Annotated in this window: 10 protein-coding genes; 5 read left to right on the top strand and 5 right to left on the bottom strand. The window is 47.3% G+C overall.

The genetic code is table 11. The features are described from left to right. Positions 1-87 precede the first annotated feature (87 nt). Together rbfA and truB are read left to right on the top strand one after the other, a co-directional pair. Positions 88-495, top strand: a complete 408-nt coding sequence (gene rbfA, locus U9J37_RS08675; RefSeq protein ID WP_005472794.1) for a 30S ribosome-binding factor RbfA — start codon at positions 88-90, stop codon at positions 493-495. Beyond that, a complete protein-coding gene (truB, locus tag U9J37_RS08670; RefSeq protein WP_005472787.1) occupies positions 495-1445 on the top strand; it encodes a tRNA pseudouridine(55) synthase TruB in 951 nt (316 codons plus the stop codon). Before rbfA ends, truB begins: the two co-directional genes overlap by 1 nt. Before the next feature lie 65 nt (positions 1446-1510). On the opposite strand, the gene U9J37_RS08665 is transcribed toward truB, so the two are convergent. From U9J37_RS08665 to gltB (U9J37_RS08645), 5 genes are all read right to left on the bottom strand, one after another. Further along, positions 1511-1939, bottom strand: a complete 429-nt coding sequence (locus U9J37_RS08665) for a DUF1499 domain-containing protein (protein ID WP_005472865.1) — start codon at positions 1937-1939, stop codon at positions 1511-1513. 104 nt (positions 1940-2043) lie between these two features. After that, positions 2044-3456: a glutamate synthase small subunit GltD family protein gene (locus tag U9J37_RS08660; protein WP_005472857.1), complete on the bottom strand. Its 1413-nt coding sequence runs from the start codon at positions 3454-3456 to the stop codon at positions 2044-2046. Positions 3457-3476: 20 nt separating this feature from the next. Then, a complete protein-coding gene (gltB, locus tag U9J37_RS08655; protein WP_005472911.1) occupies positions 3477-7940 on the bottom strand; it encodes a glutamate synthase large subunit in 4464 nt (1487 codons plus the stop codon). Between the two features lie 429 nt (positions 7941-8369). Next, positions 8370-9839 (bottom strand): glutamate synthase subunit beta, encoded by a 1470-nt coding sequence (locus U9J37_RS08650; RefSeq protein WP_005472921.1) that lies wholly within the window; start codon positions 9837-9839, stop codon positions 8370-8372. Beyond that, the gene (gltB, locus tag U9J37_RS08645) at positions 9839-14386 is read right to left on the bottom strand and encodes a glutamate synthase large subunit (protein ID WP_005472922.1); all 4548 of its coding nucleotides are present in this window, start codon (positions 14384-14386) and stop codon (positions 9839-9841) included. Before gltB (U9J37_RS08645) ends, U9J37_RS08650 begins: the two co-directional genes overlap by 1 nt. 535 nt (positions 14387-14921) lie before the next feature. Between gltB (U9J37_RS08645) and U9J37_RS08640 the strand changes: the two genes are divergently transcribed. The 3 genes from U9J37_RS08640 to arcB all read left to right on the top strand — a co-directional run bounded on the left by U9J37_RS08640 (position 14922) and on the right by arcB (position 20163). After that, positions 14922-15866 (top strand): tRNA modification radical SAM protein MnmL/YtqA, encoded by a 945-nt coding sequence (locus tag U9J37_RS08640; RefSeq protein ID WP_005472804.1) that lies wholly within the window; start codon positions 14922-14924, stop codon positions 15864-15866. Between the two features lie 64 nt (positions 15867-15930). Then, positions 15931-17682 carry a GGDEF domain-containing protein gene (locus tag U9J37_RS08635; protein ID WP_043887052.1) on the top strand — a complete coding sequence of 584 codons (1752 nt, stop codon included), beginning with the start codon at positions 15931-15933 and terminating at the stop codon, positions 17680-17682. A gap of 117 nt (positions 17683-17799) precedes the next feature. Then, positions 17800-20163 (top strand): aerobic respiration two-component sensor histidine kinase ArcB, encoded by a 2364-nt coding sequence (gene arcB, locus U9J37_RS08630; protein ID WP_005472854.1) that lies wholly within the window; start codon positions 17800-17802, stop codon positions 20161-20163.

Below are 20163 nucleotides of genomic sequence, written 5' to 3'. Positions count from 1 at the left end.
GATAGATAAGCAGTAATTGGTTGTTGAATACGCCATGGGGGGCTGGAATTTATCCATCCCCCCATTCTTTCTAATAAGAGAAAAGATATGTCAAAAGAATTTAGCCGCACGCAGCGTGTTGCACAGCAGCTGCAAAAAGAACTCGCAATGATCCTTCAACGCGAAGTTCGTGATTCTCGCCTAGGCATGGTGACGATTTCTGATGTGGAAGTGTCACGTGATTTAGCATACGCGAAAGTTTTCGTTACTTTCCTATGTGTTGGTGAGCAAACGCCAGAATCTTGCCTAGAAGCACTACGCGAGCATGAAGTCCATATCCGTATGATGCTAGGCAAACGCATTCGCCTACGTCTAACACCTGAAGTACGTTTCCACTACGACAATACACTTGTCGAGGGTATGCGTATGTCAAACCTAGTGTCAGAGGTAGTTAACGAAGATAAGCGTAAACAGCATGACGCTGGTCGTGAAGAAGATCAGGCAGGTGAAGAGTAATGGCTCGTCGTCGTAAAGGTCGTCCAATTAATGGTGTTGTCCTTTTAGACAAGCCAACAGGCATTTCATCTAATGATGCACTGCAGAAAGTAAAACGCATTTACTTTGCAGAGAAAGCAGGTCATACCGGTGCTCTGGATCCCCTAGCGACGGGTATGCTGCCAATCTGTCTTGGTGAAGCAACTAAGTTCTCTCAGTTCCTATTGGACTCTGATAAGCGTTACCGAGTGATCGCTAAGCTGGGTGAGCGGACCGACACCTCTGATTCTGATGGTGAAGTGGTTGAAACGCGCCCGGTGGATGTGAACCTTGAAAAGCTGGAAGCGTGTATTGATAAGTTCCGAGGTGAGTCTGATCAAGTACCTTCAATGTTTTCAGCGTTGAAGTATCAGGGTAAGCCGCTGTATGAGTATGCGCGAAAAGGCATCGAAGTACCGCGTGAATCACGCAAAATCACGGTGTACGAAATCGTACTGCATCGCTTTGAAGGCGATGAAGTCGAGATGGAGGTGCACTGTTCAAAAGGCACTTACATCCGCACTATCGTTGATGACCTTGGCGAGATGCTTGGCTGTGGTGCTCACGTGACAATGCTTCGTCGTACTGGAGTTGCAAAATACCCTTACGAGAAAATGGTGACGCTTGAGCAACTCAATGAATTACTTGAGCAAGCACACCGTGATGAAGTGGCACCGAAAGAGCTACTAGATCCGCTGCTATTGCCAATGGATACTGCGGTTGAAGATTTACCTGAGGTAAACCTAAACGCTGAGCTAACCAACCTTGTTCAGCATGGTATGCCGGTGCAAGTGTTTGGTGCACCAGAAGGCACACCCCTGCGTATGACTTCCGGTGAAGAGAAACTGTTCATTGGCGTTGCTGAAGTGAATGACGATGGCAAGGTAGCTCCTAAGCGTCTTGTTGTTTTTCGCGAAGAAGCTGAGCAGTAATCTGCTTTCCAACTAAGAAAAACCGAAGCCCAGTGCTTCGGTTTTTTGTTTTTTGAACCCTATGTCTATTGGATCAGTTTTTCCGCTTTTAGGAGTTCTCTTAGCTGCTCAGCGCGCTTACGATTCACGCCAAAGTCTGAATATCCAACGCGAGATTCAGATCGAACAAGCAGTTGATCGCCTTCGATTCTTAACTCTAAATCATCGACAAAGCGCATGATCTTAGAAGTGCATTCGATTCGTAGATAGTTATCTTCCTTGACGGCAGTTTTTGCGCCCGAGAGTCGTAGTGCAGCAGCTTCAATTGAGTCTATGCTAGTGTTGCTTGTAATAACAAATGGCGACAGCTGATACTTTTCGCGATTGTCTTGCGTTGACACGCAGTTAGGTTTATCACCACAAGGTGAGGCAGTGCGATCCGTCATGGTTTGAACTCCTTGGCTACAGGCGGTTAAACCCAACATAGCAATGGAAAGAAGAGCGGCTTTCTTCATGTTGAATTCCTACTTTTTTATTTTGAGCTAATTATATGTAGAGAAAGAAAAAAGGATCCAGCAATTGGACCCTTTTGTGATATTGATAGAGCTTTGTGAGTTTCTTAAACCTCTAAGAAATCCAAGATTCCCTCTGCGGCTTTACGGCCCTCATCGATAGCTGTCACGACGAGATCAGAGCCGCGAACGGCATCGCCACCGGCAAAGATCTTTTTGTTGCTCGTTTGGAACATAAACTCTTGATCGGATGGTGCTTTGATTCGCCCCCATTGATCAAGATCTACGCCGTAAGGTTCTAACCAACTCATTTGATGAGGTTGGAAGCCAAATGCCATGATGACAGCATCTGCTTCAAGAACGTGTTCGCTCCCTTCTACTGGCTGCGGACGACGACGTCCCGCTTCATCAGGCTCACCTAATGCCGTTTTCACCACTTTCACGCCTGACACCTTACCTGAACTATCCAGTTCAAGACCAAGAGGCTGAAGGTTGAACATGAAGTTAACCCCTTCCTCTTTGGCATTTTTTACTTCACGGCGTGAGCCCGGCATATTGGCTTCGTCACGGCGATAAGCACAGATGACATGGTCAGCATTTTGACGAATAGAAGTGCGAACACAGTCCATAGCGGTATCACCACCACCAAGCACTACGACTTTCTTACCTTTCATATCAATGAATGGCTTGTCGTCCTCTAAATCCATCACTTTATAGGTATTGGAAATGAGGAAAGGAAGCGCGTCGTAGACACCCGGTGCATCTTCGTTTTCGAGGCCGGCGCGCATATTCTTATAGGTTCCCACGCCAAGGAAGACCGCATCGTAGTCATCGATGAGTTGCTGCATTTGGATATCTCGACCGACTTCAGTATTAAGGCGGAACTCGACACCCATTTCGGAAAAGACTTTACGGCGGTTTTCCATCACCCCTTTTTCGAGCTTGAATGATGGAATACCAAACGTGAGTAGGCCACCGATCTCTGGATAGCGATCAAACACCACCGGCTTAACGCCATTGCGGACAAGGATGTCAGCAGCCGCTAACCCCGCAGGACCTGCTCCAATGATCGCGACCTTTTTATCCGTCCATTCAACCTTCGACATGTCTGGTTTCCAGCCCATCTCGAACGCTTTGTCGGTGATGTATTTTTCAATATTCCCAATCGTGACAGCGCCAAAGTCGTCGTTAAGCGTACAAGAGCCCTCACACAATCGGTCTTGTGGACATACTCGTCCACAGACTTCAGGTAGGCTGTTGGTTTGGTGAGAAAGCTCTGCCGCTTCGATGATTCGACCTTCATTGGCTAGCTTTAACCACTGAGGGATATAGTTGTGAACTGGGCACTTCCATTCACAGTAAGGGTTACCACAATCTAAACAGCGATCCGCTTGGGCCGTTGCTTGCTGTTTGGTAAAAGGCTCGTAGATTTCAACAAACTCTATTTTACGAATCTTAATTGGCTTTTTCGCAGGGTCGACGCGTTGAACATCAATAAATTGGTATACGTTCTGGCTCATGATCTATACATCCTCCATGATTATTGGGCTTGAACGCGCAATTCTGCAGCGCTGCGACTTTGGTGGCCAAGTAGCGTGTTTAAATCCGCTGACTTTGGTTTCACCAAGTAGAACTTTGGAATCCATTCATCAAAGTTCGCCAGAATGTCTTCAGCATGCGCTGAGCCGGTTTCTTCTAGGTGTTCTGCGATTAAACCACGTAGATGCTCTTGGTGAATATTGAGATCTGATAATGCGACTGCTTCGACAGACTCTTCGTTGACACGGCCTTGGAAGTCATCATTCTTATCGAGGACATAGGCGAAACCACCAGTCATGCCTGCACCAAAGTTAACCCCTGTTGCACCAAGTATCGCAACAATACCACCGGTCATGTACTCACACGCGTTATCGCCAGCGCCTTCAATTACGGCAATCGTGCCTGAGTTACGTACACCGAAACGCTCACCAGCGGTACCTGCGGCAAATAACTTACCTCCGGTTGCACCGTATAGACAAGTGTTACCAATGATGGTCGCTTCATTACACTTAAATGCCGTGCCTTGGTGTGGCTTGATGACGATCTTGCCACCAGCCATACCTTTACCGACGTAGTCGTTTGCATCGCCAGTTAGATAAAGCTCAACACCTCCGGCATTCCATACACCGAAAGATTGGCCTGCTGTGCCATCAAGGTTGAGCTTAATTGGTTTGGCAGCCATGCCTTGGTTGCCATAACGCTTGGCTATTTCACCAGATAAGCGAGCGCCAATGGAACGGTCGGTATTGATGACGTTATAGAAGAAGTCTGCGGATTGCTTCGCTTCTACAGCGGCTAGCGCGTCTTCAATAATCTGTTGGTTGAGCTCTGCTTTATCAAACGGTGCATTTGGCTCTGTCCAGTAAACGGGGTGTCCTTGCGGTGACACTGGTGCTTCCAAGATATTTGAAAGGTCCAGTTTGCTCTGTTTGGCGGTCATCCCTTCTACCGCTTCTAGTAGATCGGTACGGCCAATCAGATCAGTGAGCTTTTCTACGCCCAGTTCAGCAAGGAGTTCGCGCACCTCATCAGCAAGGCCGATAAAGTAGTTCATCACCATTTCAGGTAGGCCTTTGAAGTATTCTCTACGTAGAGTGTCATCTTGGGTTGCAACACCGGTCGCACAGTTATTTAGGTGACAGATACGTAAGAACTTACAGCCCATTGCCACCATCGGCGCCGTACCAAAGCCAAAGCTTTCCGCTCCTAAAATAGCGGCTTTCACCACATCTAGACCGGTCTTTAAGCCGCCATCGACTTGCAAACGAATCTTATGACGAAGCCCATTCGCGACTAGTGCTTGTTGAGTTTCCGCTAGGCCGAGCTCCCAAGGACTACCCGCATACTTGACTGAAGTGAGGGGGCTTGCCGCAGTACCTCCGTCGTAGCCAGAGATGGTGATAAGGTCGGCATAAGCTTTGGCTACACCAGTGGCGATAGTGCCAACGCCCGGCTCAGAGACCAGTTTTACCGAAACCAGAGCTTTCGGGTTTACTTGCTTAAGATCGAAGATCAGCTGGGCCAAGTCTTCAATTGAGTAAATATCGTGGTGAGGTGGCGGTGAAATTAGTGTCACGCCCTGTACTGAGTAACGAAGTTTGGCGATCTCTGCCGTTACTTTATGCCCCGGTAGCTGACCACCTTCACCGGGTTTAGCCCCTTGCGCCACTTTAATTTGCAGCACATCGGCATTGGTTAGGTAGTGCGGCGTAACACCAAAGCGACCCGAAGCAATCTGCTTAATACGCGAGTTACGTTCAGTGCCAAAGCGACGAGGGTCTTCGCCACCTTCACCTGAGTTTGAGTAACCACCTAAACGGTTCATCGCTGTAGCTAGTGCTTCATGCGCCTCTGGGCTGAGTGCTCCAATCGACATGGCCGCCGAGTCGAAACGCTTAAACAATTCTGTGCTCGGCTCAATCTTCTCAAGTGGAAGAGGAGAGTCAGCTTTTTTCAGTTGCATTAAGTCCCGCAACATCGCGGTAGGACGTTCATTGACCTGCTTAGCAAAGCTCTTATAGTCTGATGACTCGCCCGACTTGACAGCTTGTTGCAGTGTACCGACGACGTCTGGGTTGTAGGCATGGTACTCGCCACCGTGCACATACTTAAGTAAGCCGCCATGTTCGATAGGCTTGCGTTTTGCCCATGCTTTACGTGACAGGTTGTAGATATCTTGCTCAAAGTCTTCGAAGTTGGCGCCTTGAATACGTGTTGTGACACCTTTGAAGCAGAGGTCAACAACGTCTTGGCTTAGACCGACCGCTTCGAATAGTTGCGAGCATCGGTAAGAGGCTACCGTCGAAATGCCCATTTTCGACATGATTTTGAACAGGCCTTTATTGATACCGTATTGGTAGTTCTGCATCACCTCACGGTAGCTTTTATCAATTGCGCCATCGTCGATTACTTTGCCAAGTGCCTCATAAGCGAGGTATGGGTAGACTGCCGTAGCACCAAACCCAAGCAGAACCGCAAATTGGTGAGGATCTCGGACAGTGCCTGTTTCGGCGATGATGTTTGCATCACAGCGTAAGTTCGCACCAATTAGACGACTTTGTACCGCGCCCACTGCCATCGCTGCCGGAATGGGGAGCAAGCCTTTGGTCAAGTTTCTGTCCGAAAGTATGACCAGTACGGTTCCATCTTTGACGGCGTCAACGGCTTGCTCACACAGATCTTGGATCGCTTTTTCTAACCCTTTTTCTTCCGGATCGTAATTGATATCAATTGTGGTACTGCGGTAGTACTCGTCATTGAGCTCAAGCAGTTGCTGCATATCAGAGTAGAGTAGAACGGGTGACCCAAAGGTAACTCGGTGGGCGTGACCATCGGTCTCACAGAAGACATTCATCTCTTGGCCGATACTGGTTGCAAGCGACATTACATGCTTTTCACGCAGTGGGTCGATTGGCGGGTTAGTGACCTGAGCAAACTTTTGGCGGAAATAATCAGTGATCAAACGCTCTTTTGAAGAGAGTACGGCCATTGGTGTATCGTCACCCATTGACCCTACCGCTTCTTGGCCCATATCACCTAGAACACGTAGCACTTGATCAACTTCTTCGTTGCTCATTGCAAACTGTTTTTGATACGTTTTCAGTTGGTCGTCATCGAAGCTACGTTCGCCAACTTGATCATCCGGCAAATCGGAAAATGGGGTGAGTTTATGGACATTGTTTTCCATCCATTCTCGATATGGGTGGCGACCTTTTAGATCGTTATCAATTTCGCTCGATTGCCACAGTTTACCGCGGCGAGTATCGACGACGAGTAGTTCCCCTGGGCCTACGCGGCCCTTTTCGGCCACTTCATCTGGCGCGTAATCCCAAATGCCCACCTCAGAAGCGAGAGTAATTAACTTGTCTTTGGTAATCACATAGCGAGCCGGGCGTAAACCGTTTCGGTCTAGGTTACACGCTGCGTAGCGACCATCAGATAGAACAATCCCAGCAGGGCCGTCCCACGGTTCCATATGTTTGGAGTTAAAGTCGTAGAAGGCGCGCAGATCTGGGTCCATATCTGGGTGATTCTGCCATGCTGGCGGAACCAACATACGCATTGCGCGGAAGATATCCATGCCGCCAGCCAAGAACAGATCCAGCATATTATCTAAGCTGGAAGAGTCCGAACCTGTTTCATTCACAAATGGCGCAGCTGTCTGTAAGTCTGGTAGTAGCGGTGAAGAAAACTTGTATGCGCGCGCACGAGCCCATTGGCGGTTGCCCTCGATGGTGTTGATCTCTCCGTTGTGAGCCAGATAACGGAATGGCTGAGCGAGAGGCCAACGTGGCTGAGTGTTTGTTGAAAAACGCTGGTGGAACAAACAGATCGCTGACTCCATACGAAGATCGGCTAGATCTGAGTAGAAGCGCGGAAGGTCGGCGGGCATACATAAGCCTTTGTAGACCATGACTTGGGTCGACAAACTACAAATATAGAAGTCACTATCATCTGTGATCTGTTTTTCAATGCGGCGACGGGCAATATAAAGGCGGCGCTCGATATCTCGCTCGCGCCAGCCCGCTGGAGCCGAGATAAAGACTTGCTGAATGTTTGGCAGTGAATCTGCGGCAATTGGGCCTAATACTGCTGAGTTGGTTGGGACTTCTCGCCAACCTGCAACAGTAAGGGTTTCACGGGCAAGTTCTTGGTTTATAACATCTTTGGCTAATTGAGCTTTAGCCGGATCTTGGTTGAAGAAAATCATACCTACGGCATATTGTTTGCCAAGGTTAAAGCCACTTTCTTTCGCGATTAAACGTAGGTAAGAGTCCGGCTTTTGTAGCAATAGGCCACAGCCATCACCGGTTTTACCATCTGCGGCAATACCGCCGCGGTGAGTCATTCGGTCTAGTGCTGAAATCGCGGTACGCACCAATTTATGGCTTGGTTCACCTTCCATGTGTGCAATCAAGCCAAATCCGCAGTTGTCTTTCTCAAGACTTGGATCATATAGAGCCATTGCAATTCTCCCTTTGCTTCACCTGTCTTCCCGACAGAACTACCAACATTTAAAGGGTTGGTATATATGACTAACTATGCGTTCTAATTGTTATATATCGAATAGATATGCGTTAAATGCCTATAGAGTATTTAACAAAAGTTGAGGAATTCATTTTCATCGACTTCACAACGTATAGGTTATTATGAAAAAGGTCAAGTTCCTGGTGGAAAATCATGTCAATGTGCGATTTACCACGTAATACGCTGTGATTATCTATATAATTCAGGGGGTTAAGGTTTTAATTGTTACAATTTTGCAACAAGATCTGTTTGGGGAAAATAAAAAAGACCAGCACAATGTACTGGTCAAATCATAAAGTTTGGAAGGAATGATTGTTTAATTAAGACCACCTAGCATCTACTAAAACGCGTCACTAGGTGGTTTTACTTATGCTGATAGCATCAGCGAGTTGGCTTTTGCCTCTAAATTAGAGTTGCCCATGAGGTAGTTGTCGATCGCAATGGCACACTCACGGCCTTCGTTGATACAGCGTACGACCAAGGATTGACCTGTTCGCATATCACCTGCTGCAAAGACACCTTTTTGGTTAGTTGCGAAACCATCAGTCGCCACATTACCACGCTCATCAAGTTTGATATCTAGCTGAGCAAGGACACCGGTTGGCTCAGGGTGTAGGAAGCCCATTGCTAGAAATGCCATATCACAAGGAATGACACGTTCGCTGCCTTCAACTTCTTTGAAGCTCGGGCGCTCACCTGGTTTCGCATCTTCCCATACGATGTCAGCAAGACGCAGACCTGTCACTTCACCTTTGTCGTTACCGATGAACTCTTTGGTCAGAATGTTCCAATGACGATCGACACCTTCTTCGTGCGAAGTTGATGTGCGCAGAATCATTGGGTATTGAGGCCAAGGCATATTTGCAGGGCGCTTCTCTGGTGGAATCGGCATGATTTCTACTTGAGTTACGCTTGCTGCCTTGTGGCGGTTTGATGTACCCACACAGTCAGAACCCGTATCGCCACCACCGATAACCACAACATGTTTACCTTTAGCATGAATCTCTTCAGTTTTAAGGTCCATGTTGTTTGCGCGGCGGTTATTTTGACCTAGGAATTCCATTGCGAAGTGAACGCCTTTTAGCTCACGTCCTGGTACAGGAAGGTCACGTGGAACCGTTGAGCCGCCAGTCAGAAGTACCACATCAAACTCTTGGCGTAGTTGCTGAGCATTTACATCCACACCGATGTGTTGATTCACTTTGAACTCAACACCCGCTTCAGCCATCAGGTTGATCTTACGATCAATTACGTCCATACCCAGTTTGAAGTCAGGAATACCGAAACGCAGTAGACCACCGACCTTTTCGTCACGTTCAAACACAGTCACAGAGTGACCAGCGCTGTTTAGCTGCTCAGCAGCTGCCAGACCTGCCGGGCCGCTGCCGATGATTGCAACCGTTTTACCTGTGCGAGAGCGAGGTGTTTTAGGTTTTGCGTACCCTTCACGGTACGCAGTTTCGACAATCGTTTTCTCGATGTTACAGATAGTGATTGGGTCTTGGTTGATACCTAGCACACACGCACTTTCACATGGAGCAGGACAAACGCGACCTGTGAACTCTGGGAAGTTGTTGGTTGAACTTAAGATGTTCCACGCTTCTTCCCAACTGTCGCGGTAAACCGCGTCGTTGAACTCAGGAATGATGTTACCAATCGGACAACCGTTGTGACAGAAAGGTACGCCACAGTCCATACAACGAGAAGCCTGAGTATTGATCTTGTCACCAAACTCTTCGTTCAGAACGAATTCTTTGTTGTTTTCAATACGAACGGATGGATCGATCTTCTGAGGAAGCTCGCGACCATGTTCTAAAAATCCAGTAGGCTTACCCATTATACTGCCTCCACTTGTTCCGTTTGTGCTTGCTCTGCTTCTGCCTTACGCTTTTGAAGTACCGCTTTGTAGTCACGCGGCATAACCTTAACCATAGAGGCTAAGCTTGCTTCAAAATTGTCTAGGAAAGACTTAGCGACTTCACTTCCTGTGAATTCAACTTGCTTGGTTAGCATCTCTTTCAGTAGTTCACGATCTACTGCTTCGATTGGATCGAGGTCGACCAGTTCAGGGTTGAGCTTGGTTTCAAAGTCACCAGACTTGTCCCAAACATACGCCACACCGCCACTCATACCCGCCGCAAAGTTACGACCTGTTGAGCCAAGGATTACGGCAACACCACCTGTCATGTATTCACAACCGTGGTCACCCACACCCTCTACAACGACTTTCGCACCCGAGTTACGTACACAGAAACGTTCACCCGCCATGCCACGAATGTAAGATTCACCTGACGTTGCACCGTAGAAACACACGTTACCAACGACGATGTTATCTTCAGCAACAATGGTTGATTTCGCATCTGGGTAAAGCACTAGCGTACCGCCAGACAGACCTTTACCCCAGTAGTCGTTAGCGTCACCTTCGACTTCGAACTTCACGCCCTTAGCAAGGAAAGCACCGAATGATTGGCCAGCAGAACCTGTGAACTTGACGTTCATTGGCTGAGGCAGACCTTGGTCTTTGTAAACCTTAGAAATTTCGTTCGATAGCATGGTACCCGCAGAGCGGTCGGTGTTGATGATTGGGAACTCAGCGTTGACTGCTTCACCTTTCTCAAGTGCTGGGATAGCCGCTTGAATCAACTTACGGTCGAGAACGTCTTCTAGGTTATGGTTTTGCTCTGTCTGGTTGTAAACGCCATCGTCTTCACGAGCCTGTTCAATATGGAGGACAGGAGACAGATCGAGGTTCTTGTATTTCCAGTGTTTGATGTCTTCACGAACTTTCAGTTTGTGAGACTGACCTACCATCTCATCGATAGTGCGGTAACCTAGCTCAGCCATCACTTCACGTAGACCTTCAGCCATGTACTGGAAGAAAGTAACAACGTCTTCTACGCGGCCATCGAAGCGCTCGCGTAGCGTCTTATTCTGCGTTGCGATACCAACAGGACAGGTGTTCTTATGACACTTACGCATCATGATACAGCCTTCAACAACCAATGCAGCTGTTGCCACGCCCCACTCTTCAGCGCCAAGTAGTGTTGCCACAGCGAGGTCGCGAGGGGTTTTCATCTGACCATCAGACTGAACCACGATACGGTTACGTAGACCATTCTTTAGAAGCGTTTGGTGCGTTTCTGCGAGACCTAGCTCCCAAGGTAGACCTGTGTGACGGATAGACGACATTGGTGATGCACCTGTACCGCCGTCGAAACCAGCGATTAGCACAACGTCAGCTTTTGCTTTTGCAACACCAGAGGCAATCGTACCAACACCTGCTTCCGACACTAGCTTGACGTTGACACGGCCAGCGCGGTTAGCGTTCTTAAGGTCGTAGATTAGCTGTGCCAAATCTTCGATCGAGTAGATATCGTGGTGCGGCGGTGGCGAGATTAGACCTACGCCTGGAGTCGAGTGACGTGTTGCACCGATCCAGTCATCAACCTTATCACCTGGTAGCTGACCACCTTCACCTGGTTTCGCACCTTGAGCCATCTTGATCTGTAGCTCATCTGCGTTAGTTAGGTAGTAAGACGTCACACCAAAGCGGCCTGAAGCAACCTGTTTGATTGCAGAGCGTTCCCAATCACCGTTTTCTTTACGTTCGAAACGCGTTGGGTCTTCACCACCTTCACCAGAGTTCGATTTCGCGCCGATGCGGTTCATTGCAACGGCTAGTGTTGAGTGCGCTTCGTAAGAGATAGAACCGAATGACATCGCACCTGTCGCGAAACGCTTGAGGATGTTTTCGATTGGTTCTACTTCTTCTAGCGGGATGGAACCTGCTGGGTTCTTAACAAAGTCTAGCTGGCTACGTAGCGTTGCTGCGTTATCACCTTGGTCATCAACCGCTTTCGCGTACTGTTTGAACTGAGCATAGTCTTTGTTGCGCGTCGACTGTTGTAGTAGTGAGATAGTTTCAGGGTTAAACAGGTGTTTTTCACCACGCTGTTTCCACTGGTAAACACCACCCACATCCAGTACTTGAACTGGAATTTCACGAGTTGGGAAACCAATGCGGTGACGTACGAGAACTTCCTTCGCGATGTCATCAATGGTTAGACCTTGAATTCGTGAAACGGTACCCGTGAAGTATTTGTCGACTACAGACTTGCTGATACCTAGTGCTTCAAAGATCTGTGCACCGTGGTAAGACTGCAGCGTAGAGATACCCATCTTCGAGAAGATCTTCAGAAGACCGCCATTGATAGCCTTGCGGTAATTCTCGAACAGGTCACGAATATTGGTTTCAGGATCAAGCTTCTTAGTGCGTTGCAACTCAACCATAGTTTCAATCACTAGGTATGGGTTGACTGCGTTTGCGCCGTAACCAATCAGCGTTGCAAAGTGGTGCGTCTCACGCGCATCACCGGTCTCTACCACTATGTCACACTTCGCACGTAAACCTTTACGGATTAGGTGGTGGTGAACTGCGCCAACCGCCAACATTGCTGGGATAGCGGCGTGGTTAGAGTTAACAGCACGGTCAGTTAGAAGGATGATTGAGTAACCATCGATCACTGCGTCTTCGGCATACTGACAGATACGCTTAAGGGCACGCTCTAGTTTGCCTTCGTCTTCACTCGCTTGGAATACTATGTCTAGCGTCTTCGCTTGAAGGTGCTCGTTATCGATAGCACGCAGTTTCTCAAGCTCAGAGTTAGAAAGAACTGGCGACTCAAGCTCTACTTTTTGACAGTGTTCTGGAGACTCAGCAAGAAGGTTCTGGTCCTTACCTAGGTAAGTGTTCAGTGACATAACCATACGCTCACGAATCGGGTCGATTGGCGGGTTAGTTACCTGAGCAAACAGCTGCTTAAAGTAGTTTGATAGATGTTGTGACTGGTGCGAAAGAATCGCTAGTGGCCAGTCGGCACCCATTGCAGAAAGCGGCTCTTTACCATCTTTCGCCATAGGTACAATGATTTCGTTCACTTCTTCAGAGCTGACACCAAACGCTTGCTGCTTGTGCAGTAGTTTCTCTGGGGAAGGCTGGCTGAATTCGTTGCTCGCATCTGGCAGTTTATTCAGGCTTAGTAGGTTTTCTTCAACCCACTTCTCGTATGGCTGCGCTGATGCAATGCCATCTTTCACTTCCTCATCAGAAATGATGCGGCCTTGCTCTAGGTCAGCAACGAAGATACGACCTGGTTGCAGGCGACCACGGAACTCAACATTCTCAGGTTCAATCTCAACAACACCAGACTCTGAAGCCATGACTAGGAAGTCATCTTTGGTCACTGTGTAGCGAGAAGGGCGCAGACCGTTACGGTCGAGAGTGGCGCCTACTTGAACACCATCAGTGAAACACACCGATGCAGGACCATCCCAAGGTTCCATTACGTTCGCGTGGTATTGGTAGAACGCACGACGAGTTGGGTCCATGTTTTTGTTTTCTTGCCATGCTTCAGGGATCATCATCATCAACGCATGTGGCAGGCTACGACCAGATAGAACTAGGAGCTCAAGTGCCATATCGAAGTTAGATGAATCAGATGCGCCTTCTTGACAGATAGGCAGTAGCATGTCGATTTCTGCCTGCGTAAACAAGTCAGATTCGATGATTGCTTCACGGGCTTTCATCCAGTTCAGGTTACCGCGAACTGTGTTGATTTCACCGTTGTGCGCAATGTAACGGAAAGGCTGAGCCAAACGCCAGCGAGGGAATGTATTGGTAGAGAAACGAGAGTGAACCAGCGCAAGCGCACTTACCATCGTTGGATTCTGTAGATCTAAGAAGTATTGAGGTACTTGCTCTGTTGTTAGCTGACCTTTGTACACCACAGTCTTGTAAGACATTGAGTTGATGTAGAAGTCATCGCCAATGTTAGAGACGCTTTCTAGACATACGCGAACGGTGTAGTTACGTAAAACATACAGTTTACGCTCTAATTCTTCCGGTGTAATACCAGGACCACCAGAAACAAACACGTGCTCAAACTGAGGCTCAGTGCTCAGTGGATCGGCACCAATCATTGAGTTGTCGGTTGGTAGAACACGGTAGCCAATAACGTCTAGTTCAAGACGCTTGGCATTGCGTTCTAAAATATCGCGACACTGTGCACGCTTGTGTTCATCTTTAGGGAAAAGTACAACACCAACACCGTACTTCTCAAAAGAAGGCAGCTTAATACCAAGCTTGACCGCTTCTTCTAAGAGAAATTCGTGAGGTTTTTGTAGCAAAATACCAGCACCGTCACCCGAGCATGGGTCACAACCTTGGCCGCCACGGTGTTCCATTCGTGCAAGCATATCAAGTGCTTGAGTAACTACTGCGTGTGATTTGCGGTTTTTTAGGTGAGCAACAAAACCGATACCACAAGCGTCATGCTCCAGCTCTGGAGTATAAAGACCTTGTGATCTTTGCTCTCTATCTACCATGGATACATCCTTCCAGTTCAAATAGGCGCAATTTGGCTAGTCGAAACTAGTTCTACGTCCTGTCCTTTATTTTTATGATTCGAAGTCAACTTAGGTTGGTGACTTTGATTCCATTCCGTATCTCGCAGGAAAAATATTGCGAGAAAAACAATCCTTGGTGATTTCCCTGTTTTTTGTATCACTATTTAGTGATTTATATAGGTGGGAGTGGGGAAATACCGACGTTTTAGTAATTAATTGTGTAATTAAATACACAAAAAAAACTAAAATCTGAAAGTATCCTACAATTTTGTCAGCTCGAAATGCAATCAAAAATCGTCTTTGTTGCTCAATTTTTTCGTAGTTTAAATGAATAATATGTTTAACTTTTACGTAACATTCGGCTTGAGGCACGTGTTTTGTGCATGTTTATTGACTTTGCTTAACTTGCAGCCTGTTTGAAAGCGATACATTTCACACTTCAATATTTTCAAAACTGTAATTTAATTACATTAAATCGCAATGATATTTATTATCATTAGTTTCAGGGGCAAACATGCAGTTACATGAGTTAGTTAATACCATTGGTCAGGATCTCCAACGTCGGTACGGAGAAAAGGTCCATAAGCTGACTCTGCATGGTGGATTTAGCTGCCCCAATCGCGATGGTACGATTGGTCGAGGAGGCTGTACCTTCTGTAATGTTGCGTCGTTTGCAGACGAAGACGCTCAAATAAAAAGTATCCATGAGCAGTTAACCGATCGCGCTGGAGAAATCAGCCGTGCCAAGAAGTATCTGGCGTACTTTCAGGCGTACACAAGCACTTATGCAGAAGTGCAAGTTCTTAAGAACATGTATGAGGAAGCCCTTAAAGCCGCCGATATCGTCGGTTTGTGTGTCGGCACCCGTCCAGATTGCGTACCCGAAGCAGTATTGGAACTGCTATCAGATTATGTTCAGCAGGGGTATGAGATTTGGTTGGAGCTTGGACTACAGACAGCAAACAACGACACGTTAAAGCGAATCAACCGAGGCCATGATTTCGAGTGTTACGCCGAGATCACTCAGCGAGCTCGAGCGCTTGGCATTAAGGTATGTACTCACTTGATTGTTGGTCTACCTAAGGAATCGCGCGAGGATAATATCAGCACCTTAGATAAGGTGCTTCAGGTCGGCACCGATGGGATTAAGCTCCACGGATTGCATATTGTTGAAGGAAGCACCATGGCCAAGGCATGGAAAGCGGGCCGTTTGCAAGCGCCAGAATTGGATGAGTATGTAGCCATTGCGAGTGAAATGATTCGCTTAACCCCTCCAAACGTGATTTACCATCGCGTATCCTCTGCGGCACGACGACCAACATTGCTCGCTCCTTTGTGGTGTGAGAATCGATGGTTAGCAATGACGGAAATTGGTCGTCAATTGAATCGTGAAGGTGCGCAAGGTTCATTATTAAATCAACCATTTATATATACAAAACCATTATTAAAGGCAGATTAACTGCCACGAAGCTGATATCTTAGTATCCTTATATAACAAGTGTTAAATGGAAATGAGAGATCAGATGGATCAGTTGTTGGTATGGTTGTGGGAAACCTCTCAAGGTCATGGCGTTGATTTCATAGTTATTATCGTCTCGATCTCTATTCTTTGGTCCGTTTACACTCGTTTTCAGCGTCAGCTTGAACAATTGATTTTGCAAACGCCCACCGCCGCGATTTTGATCGACGCAGAAAACGCACAACTTGTCATGGCCAACTCGCTAGCCAAGCAACTGCTTGGGATTCGCAAAATCGGCAAGTCTTACTTTCTCCCGCAGAATGAAACCCAGCAGGAACTACGATCGTTAATTGATGGGCTTGGCAGCGACAGTAACAACCAAGCGTATATGATCGAGTGGAGCATTTCACAACACACGAAAGTTAAACTGGATGTCTGCGGAAAACAAACCACTTTCCGAGGTCGCTCGGTTTGGTTTGTCAGCTTAATTACCCACCAGTCGACTTCTCATGAAAAGTTAGAAGAACTGCAGTCTCTTCGCATGTACAAAAGCGCTTTTGATCACCTATCTGAACTGGTTTTTATCAAGAATATAGACGGAGAGTTAGTGGCAGCTAACCGAGCGTTCGAGCGATTTTGGCAAGGTCGAGTGGAAGAGGGAGCGGCGGATATCCACGGTATTATTGAAGGGCGTGCGAGCAAACGAAGATGGACCACTACACCGGATGGTCGTAGTTGTTTGTTAGAGACGAACCAAACGGTGTTGCTCTCGCCTGAAGGCGACAAAGTTGGGTCGTTGGGTATCAGCCATGATGTTACCGACTGGCACAATATGCAGCGTAATCTACGTGATGAAATGGAAAAGCGTAAAGATACGGAAATTGCCTTGGCCCAAAGAGACACCATTTTACAAAATATCCTTGAATCTTCCCCAGACTCTATTGGCATATTTAACGAGAACATGGTTTATCAGGCGTGCAACAAACCATTTGTGAAAGCGTTGGGAATTTCGGACGTTGACGACTTGCTCGGCAAGCGTCTGCAAGATGTGATTCCGGATGAAAGTTACAGCCGCTTGTCTGAGACTGACAATAAAGTTCTCTATGAAGGCAAATCGCTGCGCTATATCGACCGCGTTGTGAGCAGTAACGGTGAATGCACGTGGTACGACGTAGTGAAGTCGCCGTTTAGAGATCCAGCTTCCGGAACCAACGGCGTTCTAATCATGGCGCGTGATGTGTCAGAACGTTACCTTGCTGAGCAGAGGTTGGAAGAGGCGAACCTAGAACTTGAGCGTTTGAGCTTCATTGATGGCTTAACACAAATATCCAACCGTCGCCGCTTTGATGAACAGTTAAAAACGTTGTGGAGTCTTCATATCCGCGAAAAGCAGCCTTTGACTGTCATGCTATGTGATATCGACTACTTCAAAGGGTTTAACGACTATTATGGCCACTTACGTGGTGATGAAGTGTTGATCAAGGTTGCGGAGGTCTTTGAGCGAGCCTTACCTCGTTCGAGTGATTGTGTTGCAAGGTATGGTGGTGAAGAGTTTGGTTTTATTCTTCCTAATACGACGGTGGAAGGAGCCATTAAAGTGGCAGAACGGATCCACCAAGGCGTCATTGAGTTAGCCATTGAGCACAAGGCATCGCAAGTCTCCTCGGTTGTTACCGCGAGCATTGGTTTGGTTTCCATTGTCCCTCAACCACATGATCGCAGTGACACCATTGTCGCCTTGGCAGACAGTGCGTTGTATCAAGCGAAAGCAAATGGTCGCAATCAAACTTGTGTGCATCACACATCCAATAATTAACCACGATCCGTTTTGGAATCTTTTCGCGGAACGCTAGGAAAACGGGTACTATTATTGTTCATCTATTCAATCTATTGATTAGATTATAGTTTGCCTTGTGTCCGTTCGGAGCGTTTGATGAAGCCGATAAAAAACCTCGCCCAGTATTACGTTGATCTACTTGTAAAGCTGGGCATCCTTCGTTTCTCCATTCTACTCGCTTTAGCTTTAGTGGCTTTAGCGGTCGTTGTTCAAGTGGGTATTACGCTCGTGTTGAGCGGCCATGTTGATGATATAGATATCGTTCGCTCAGTATTTTTTGGTCTGCTGATTACCCCGTGGGCGGTTTACTTTCTTTCTGTGGTGGTTGATCAGCTAGAAGAGTCACGTCAACGGTTGTCCAAACTTGTCTCGAAGCTCAAAGACATGCGCTCACGAGACCAAGAGCTCAACATCAAATTGCAGCAAAACATTGCTAAGTTGAATCAAGAGATCGAGGAACGGATTAAAGCGGAAGAAGCGCGTGAAGAGGCAATGAAAGACCTTGAGAATGAGGTGTATCAGCGTGAACGCACTCAGCTTGAACTCGCAGAACGCACGGCATTGTTGCGCTCGTTTATCGATGCGTCGCCGGACTTAATTTATTACCGAAATGCAGACGGGGTGTTCTCTGGATGTAACCGCGCAATGGAAGAGCTGACAGGCAAAAAAGAGAGCCAACTTGTTGGATTGACACCTTGGGATGTGTACAGCAAAGAAGTCGCTCAGCAAATTGTGGATACAGACCAAAAAGTCTTTTCTGATAATCAGGCGTTGACCTATGAGCAGTGGCTTGAATATCCCGATGGTCACAAAAACTACTTTGAGCTGCGTAAAGTGCCTTTCTACAGTAAAGATGGGCGACACCTTGGTCTTGTTGGGTTTGGACGAGACATCACCGAGCGCAAACGTCACGAAGAATCCCTCGAAAAAGCCAGTCGAGATAAAACAACCTTCATCTCAACCATCAGCCATGAATTGCGAACGCCGCTCAACGGCATTGTCGGCTTGAGTCGTATGCTTCTTGATACCCAACTGACTGAAGAGCAGCGCCATCACATGCAAACCATTAATGTGAGTGCGATTACGCTCGGCAATATTTTTAATGACATCATTGACATGGACAAGTTTGATAGACGCAAACTTGAGCTATACCCATCCGCACTCAATTTTGAAAACTTCGTCGCTGAAATCGAAAGTATTTCAGCGTTGATGGCGACACAAAAAGGGCTGCGTTTCGATCTCGAGCGATTGAGCAGTTTGCCCTCTGAGATTGAAGTCGATGCGACTCGCTTACGCCAAGTGCTTTGGAATCTGATTAGCAACGCCATGAAATTTACCAAAGAGGGTGGGGTTGTGATGACAGTAAGCGCTGAGATGGAGGACGCGTTTGCCACCATAACTATGGAAGTGGAAGACAGTGGTATCGGCATTCCAGAAGCAGAGCTGGAAAAAATCTTTGCCATGTACTATCAGGTTAAATCGGGTAAAGATAACCTTCATGCCGTGGGGACGGGGATAGGTCTCGCGGTGTCTAAGCAGCTCATTAATATGATGGATGGCGATATTACCGTCACCAGTGAAGAAGGATTTGGCAGTACTTTCACGGTAACGATTCGTGTCCCACTGGCGGCAGAGCAAGAGTCAGTCCTTGAAGCGCCTGCAACGCAACCTGAGCTGAATATTTTTATGGTTGAAGACATCGAGCTTAACATCACGGTTGCTCGCTCCTTACTGGAGAGTATGGGACATGAAGTGTCGGTCGCCATGACAGGTCAAGATGCAATTGAAATGTTCGATCCGGAGATCTACGACCTTGCGTTTTTAGATATTCAACTGCCTGATATGACAGGGTTCGATGTCGCCGATTTCTTCCGCAAAACATACAAAGACCTTCCACCTCTCGTGGCTCTGACGGCAAACGTGTTGAAGAATAAAACGGAATATCTCGAAAAAGGTATGGATGATGCGATCAGCAAACCATTGTCGGTGACTGACGTGCACAATGTGATCGCCAAATTTACCCAACAGCCAGAGCAAGTCGTCGAAGCCACCTCTAAGAGCGTAGAGGAAGAGTCTTCAGAAACCAGTGAAATTTACTCTCGCCTGCTAGATCTCGATATGTTGGAGTCTTATGTTGGCATTGTTGGAGCCGCGCCGGTGCTAGATAGCATTGCCATGTTTGAAGAGATGATGCCAGGTTACTTGGAACTGTTGGACTCCAATATGACGGCGAAACACCAAGAGGGGATTGTCTCTGAAGCGCACAAAATAAAAGGTGCAGCGGGTTCAATAGGCTTGAAGCATATCCAGCAAATCGCGCAAAAAGCGCAATCGCCCGATTTACCTGCTTGGTGGGAAAACATCGACGATTGGGTTGAAGAGATGAAAAATGAATACCTCAGCGACATAGAGGTACTCAAAGAGTGGTTAGGTAATCAAACTCAGCAACAAGGAAAATAA

Origin of the sequence: Vibrio sp. 16, assembly GCF_963681195.1 — a bacterium.
Taxonomy (GTDB): Bacteria; Pseudomonadota; Gammaproteobacteria; order Enterobacterales; family Vibrionaceae; genus Vibrio; species Vibrio sinaloensis_D.
This window is presented reverse-complemented; position numbering and strand designations above follow the sequence as displayed.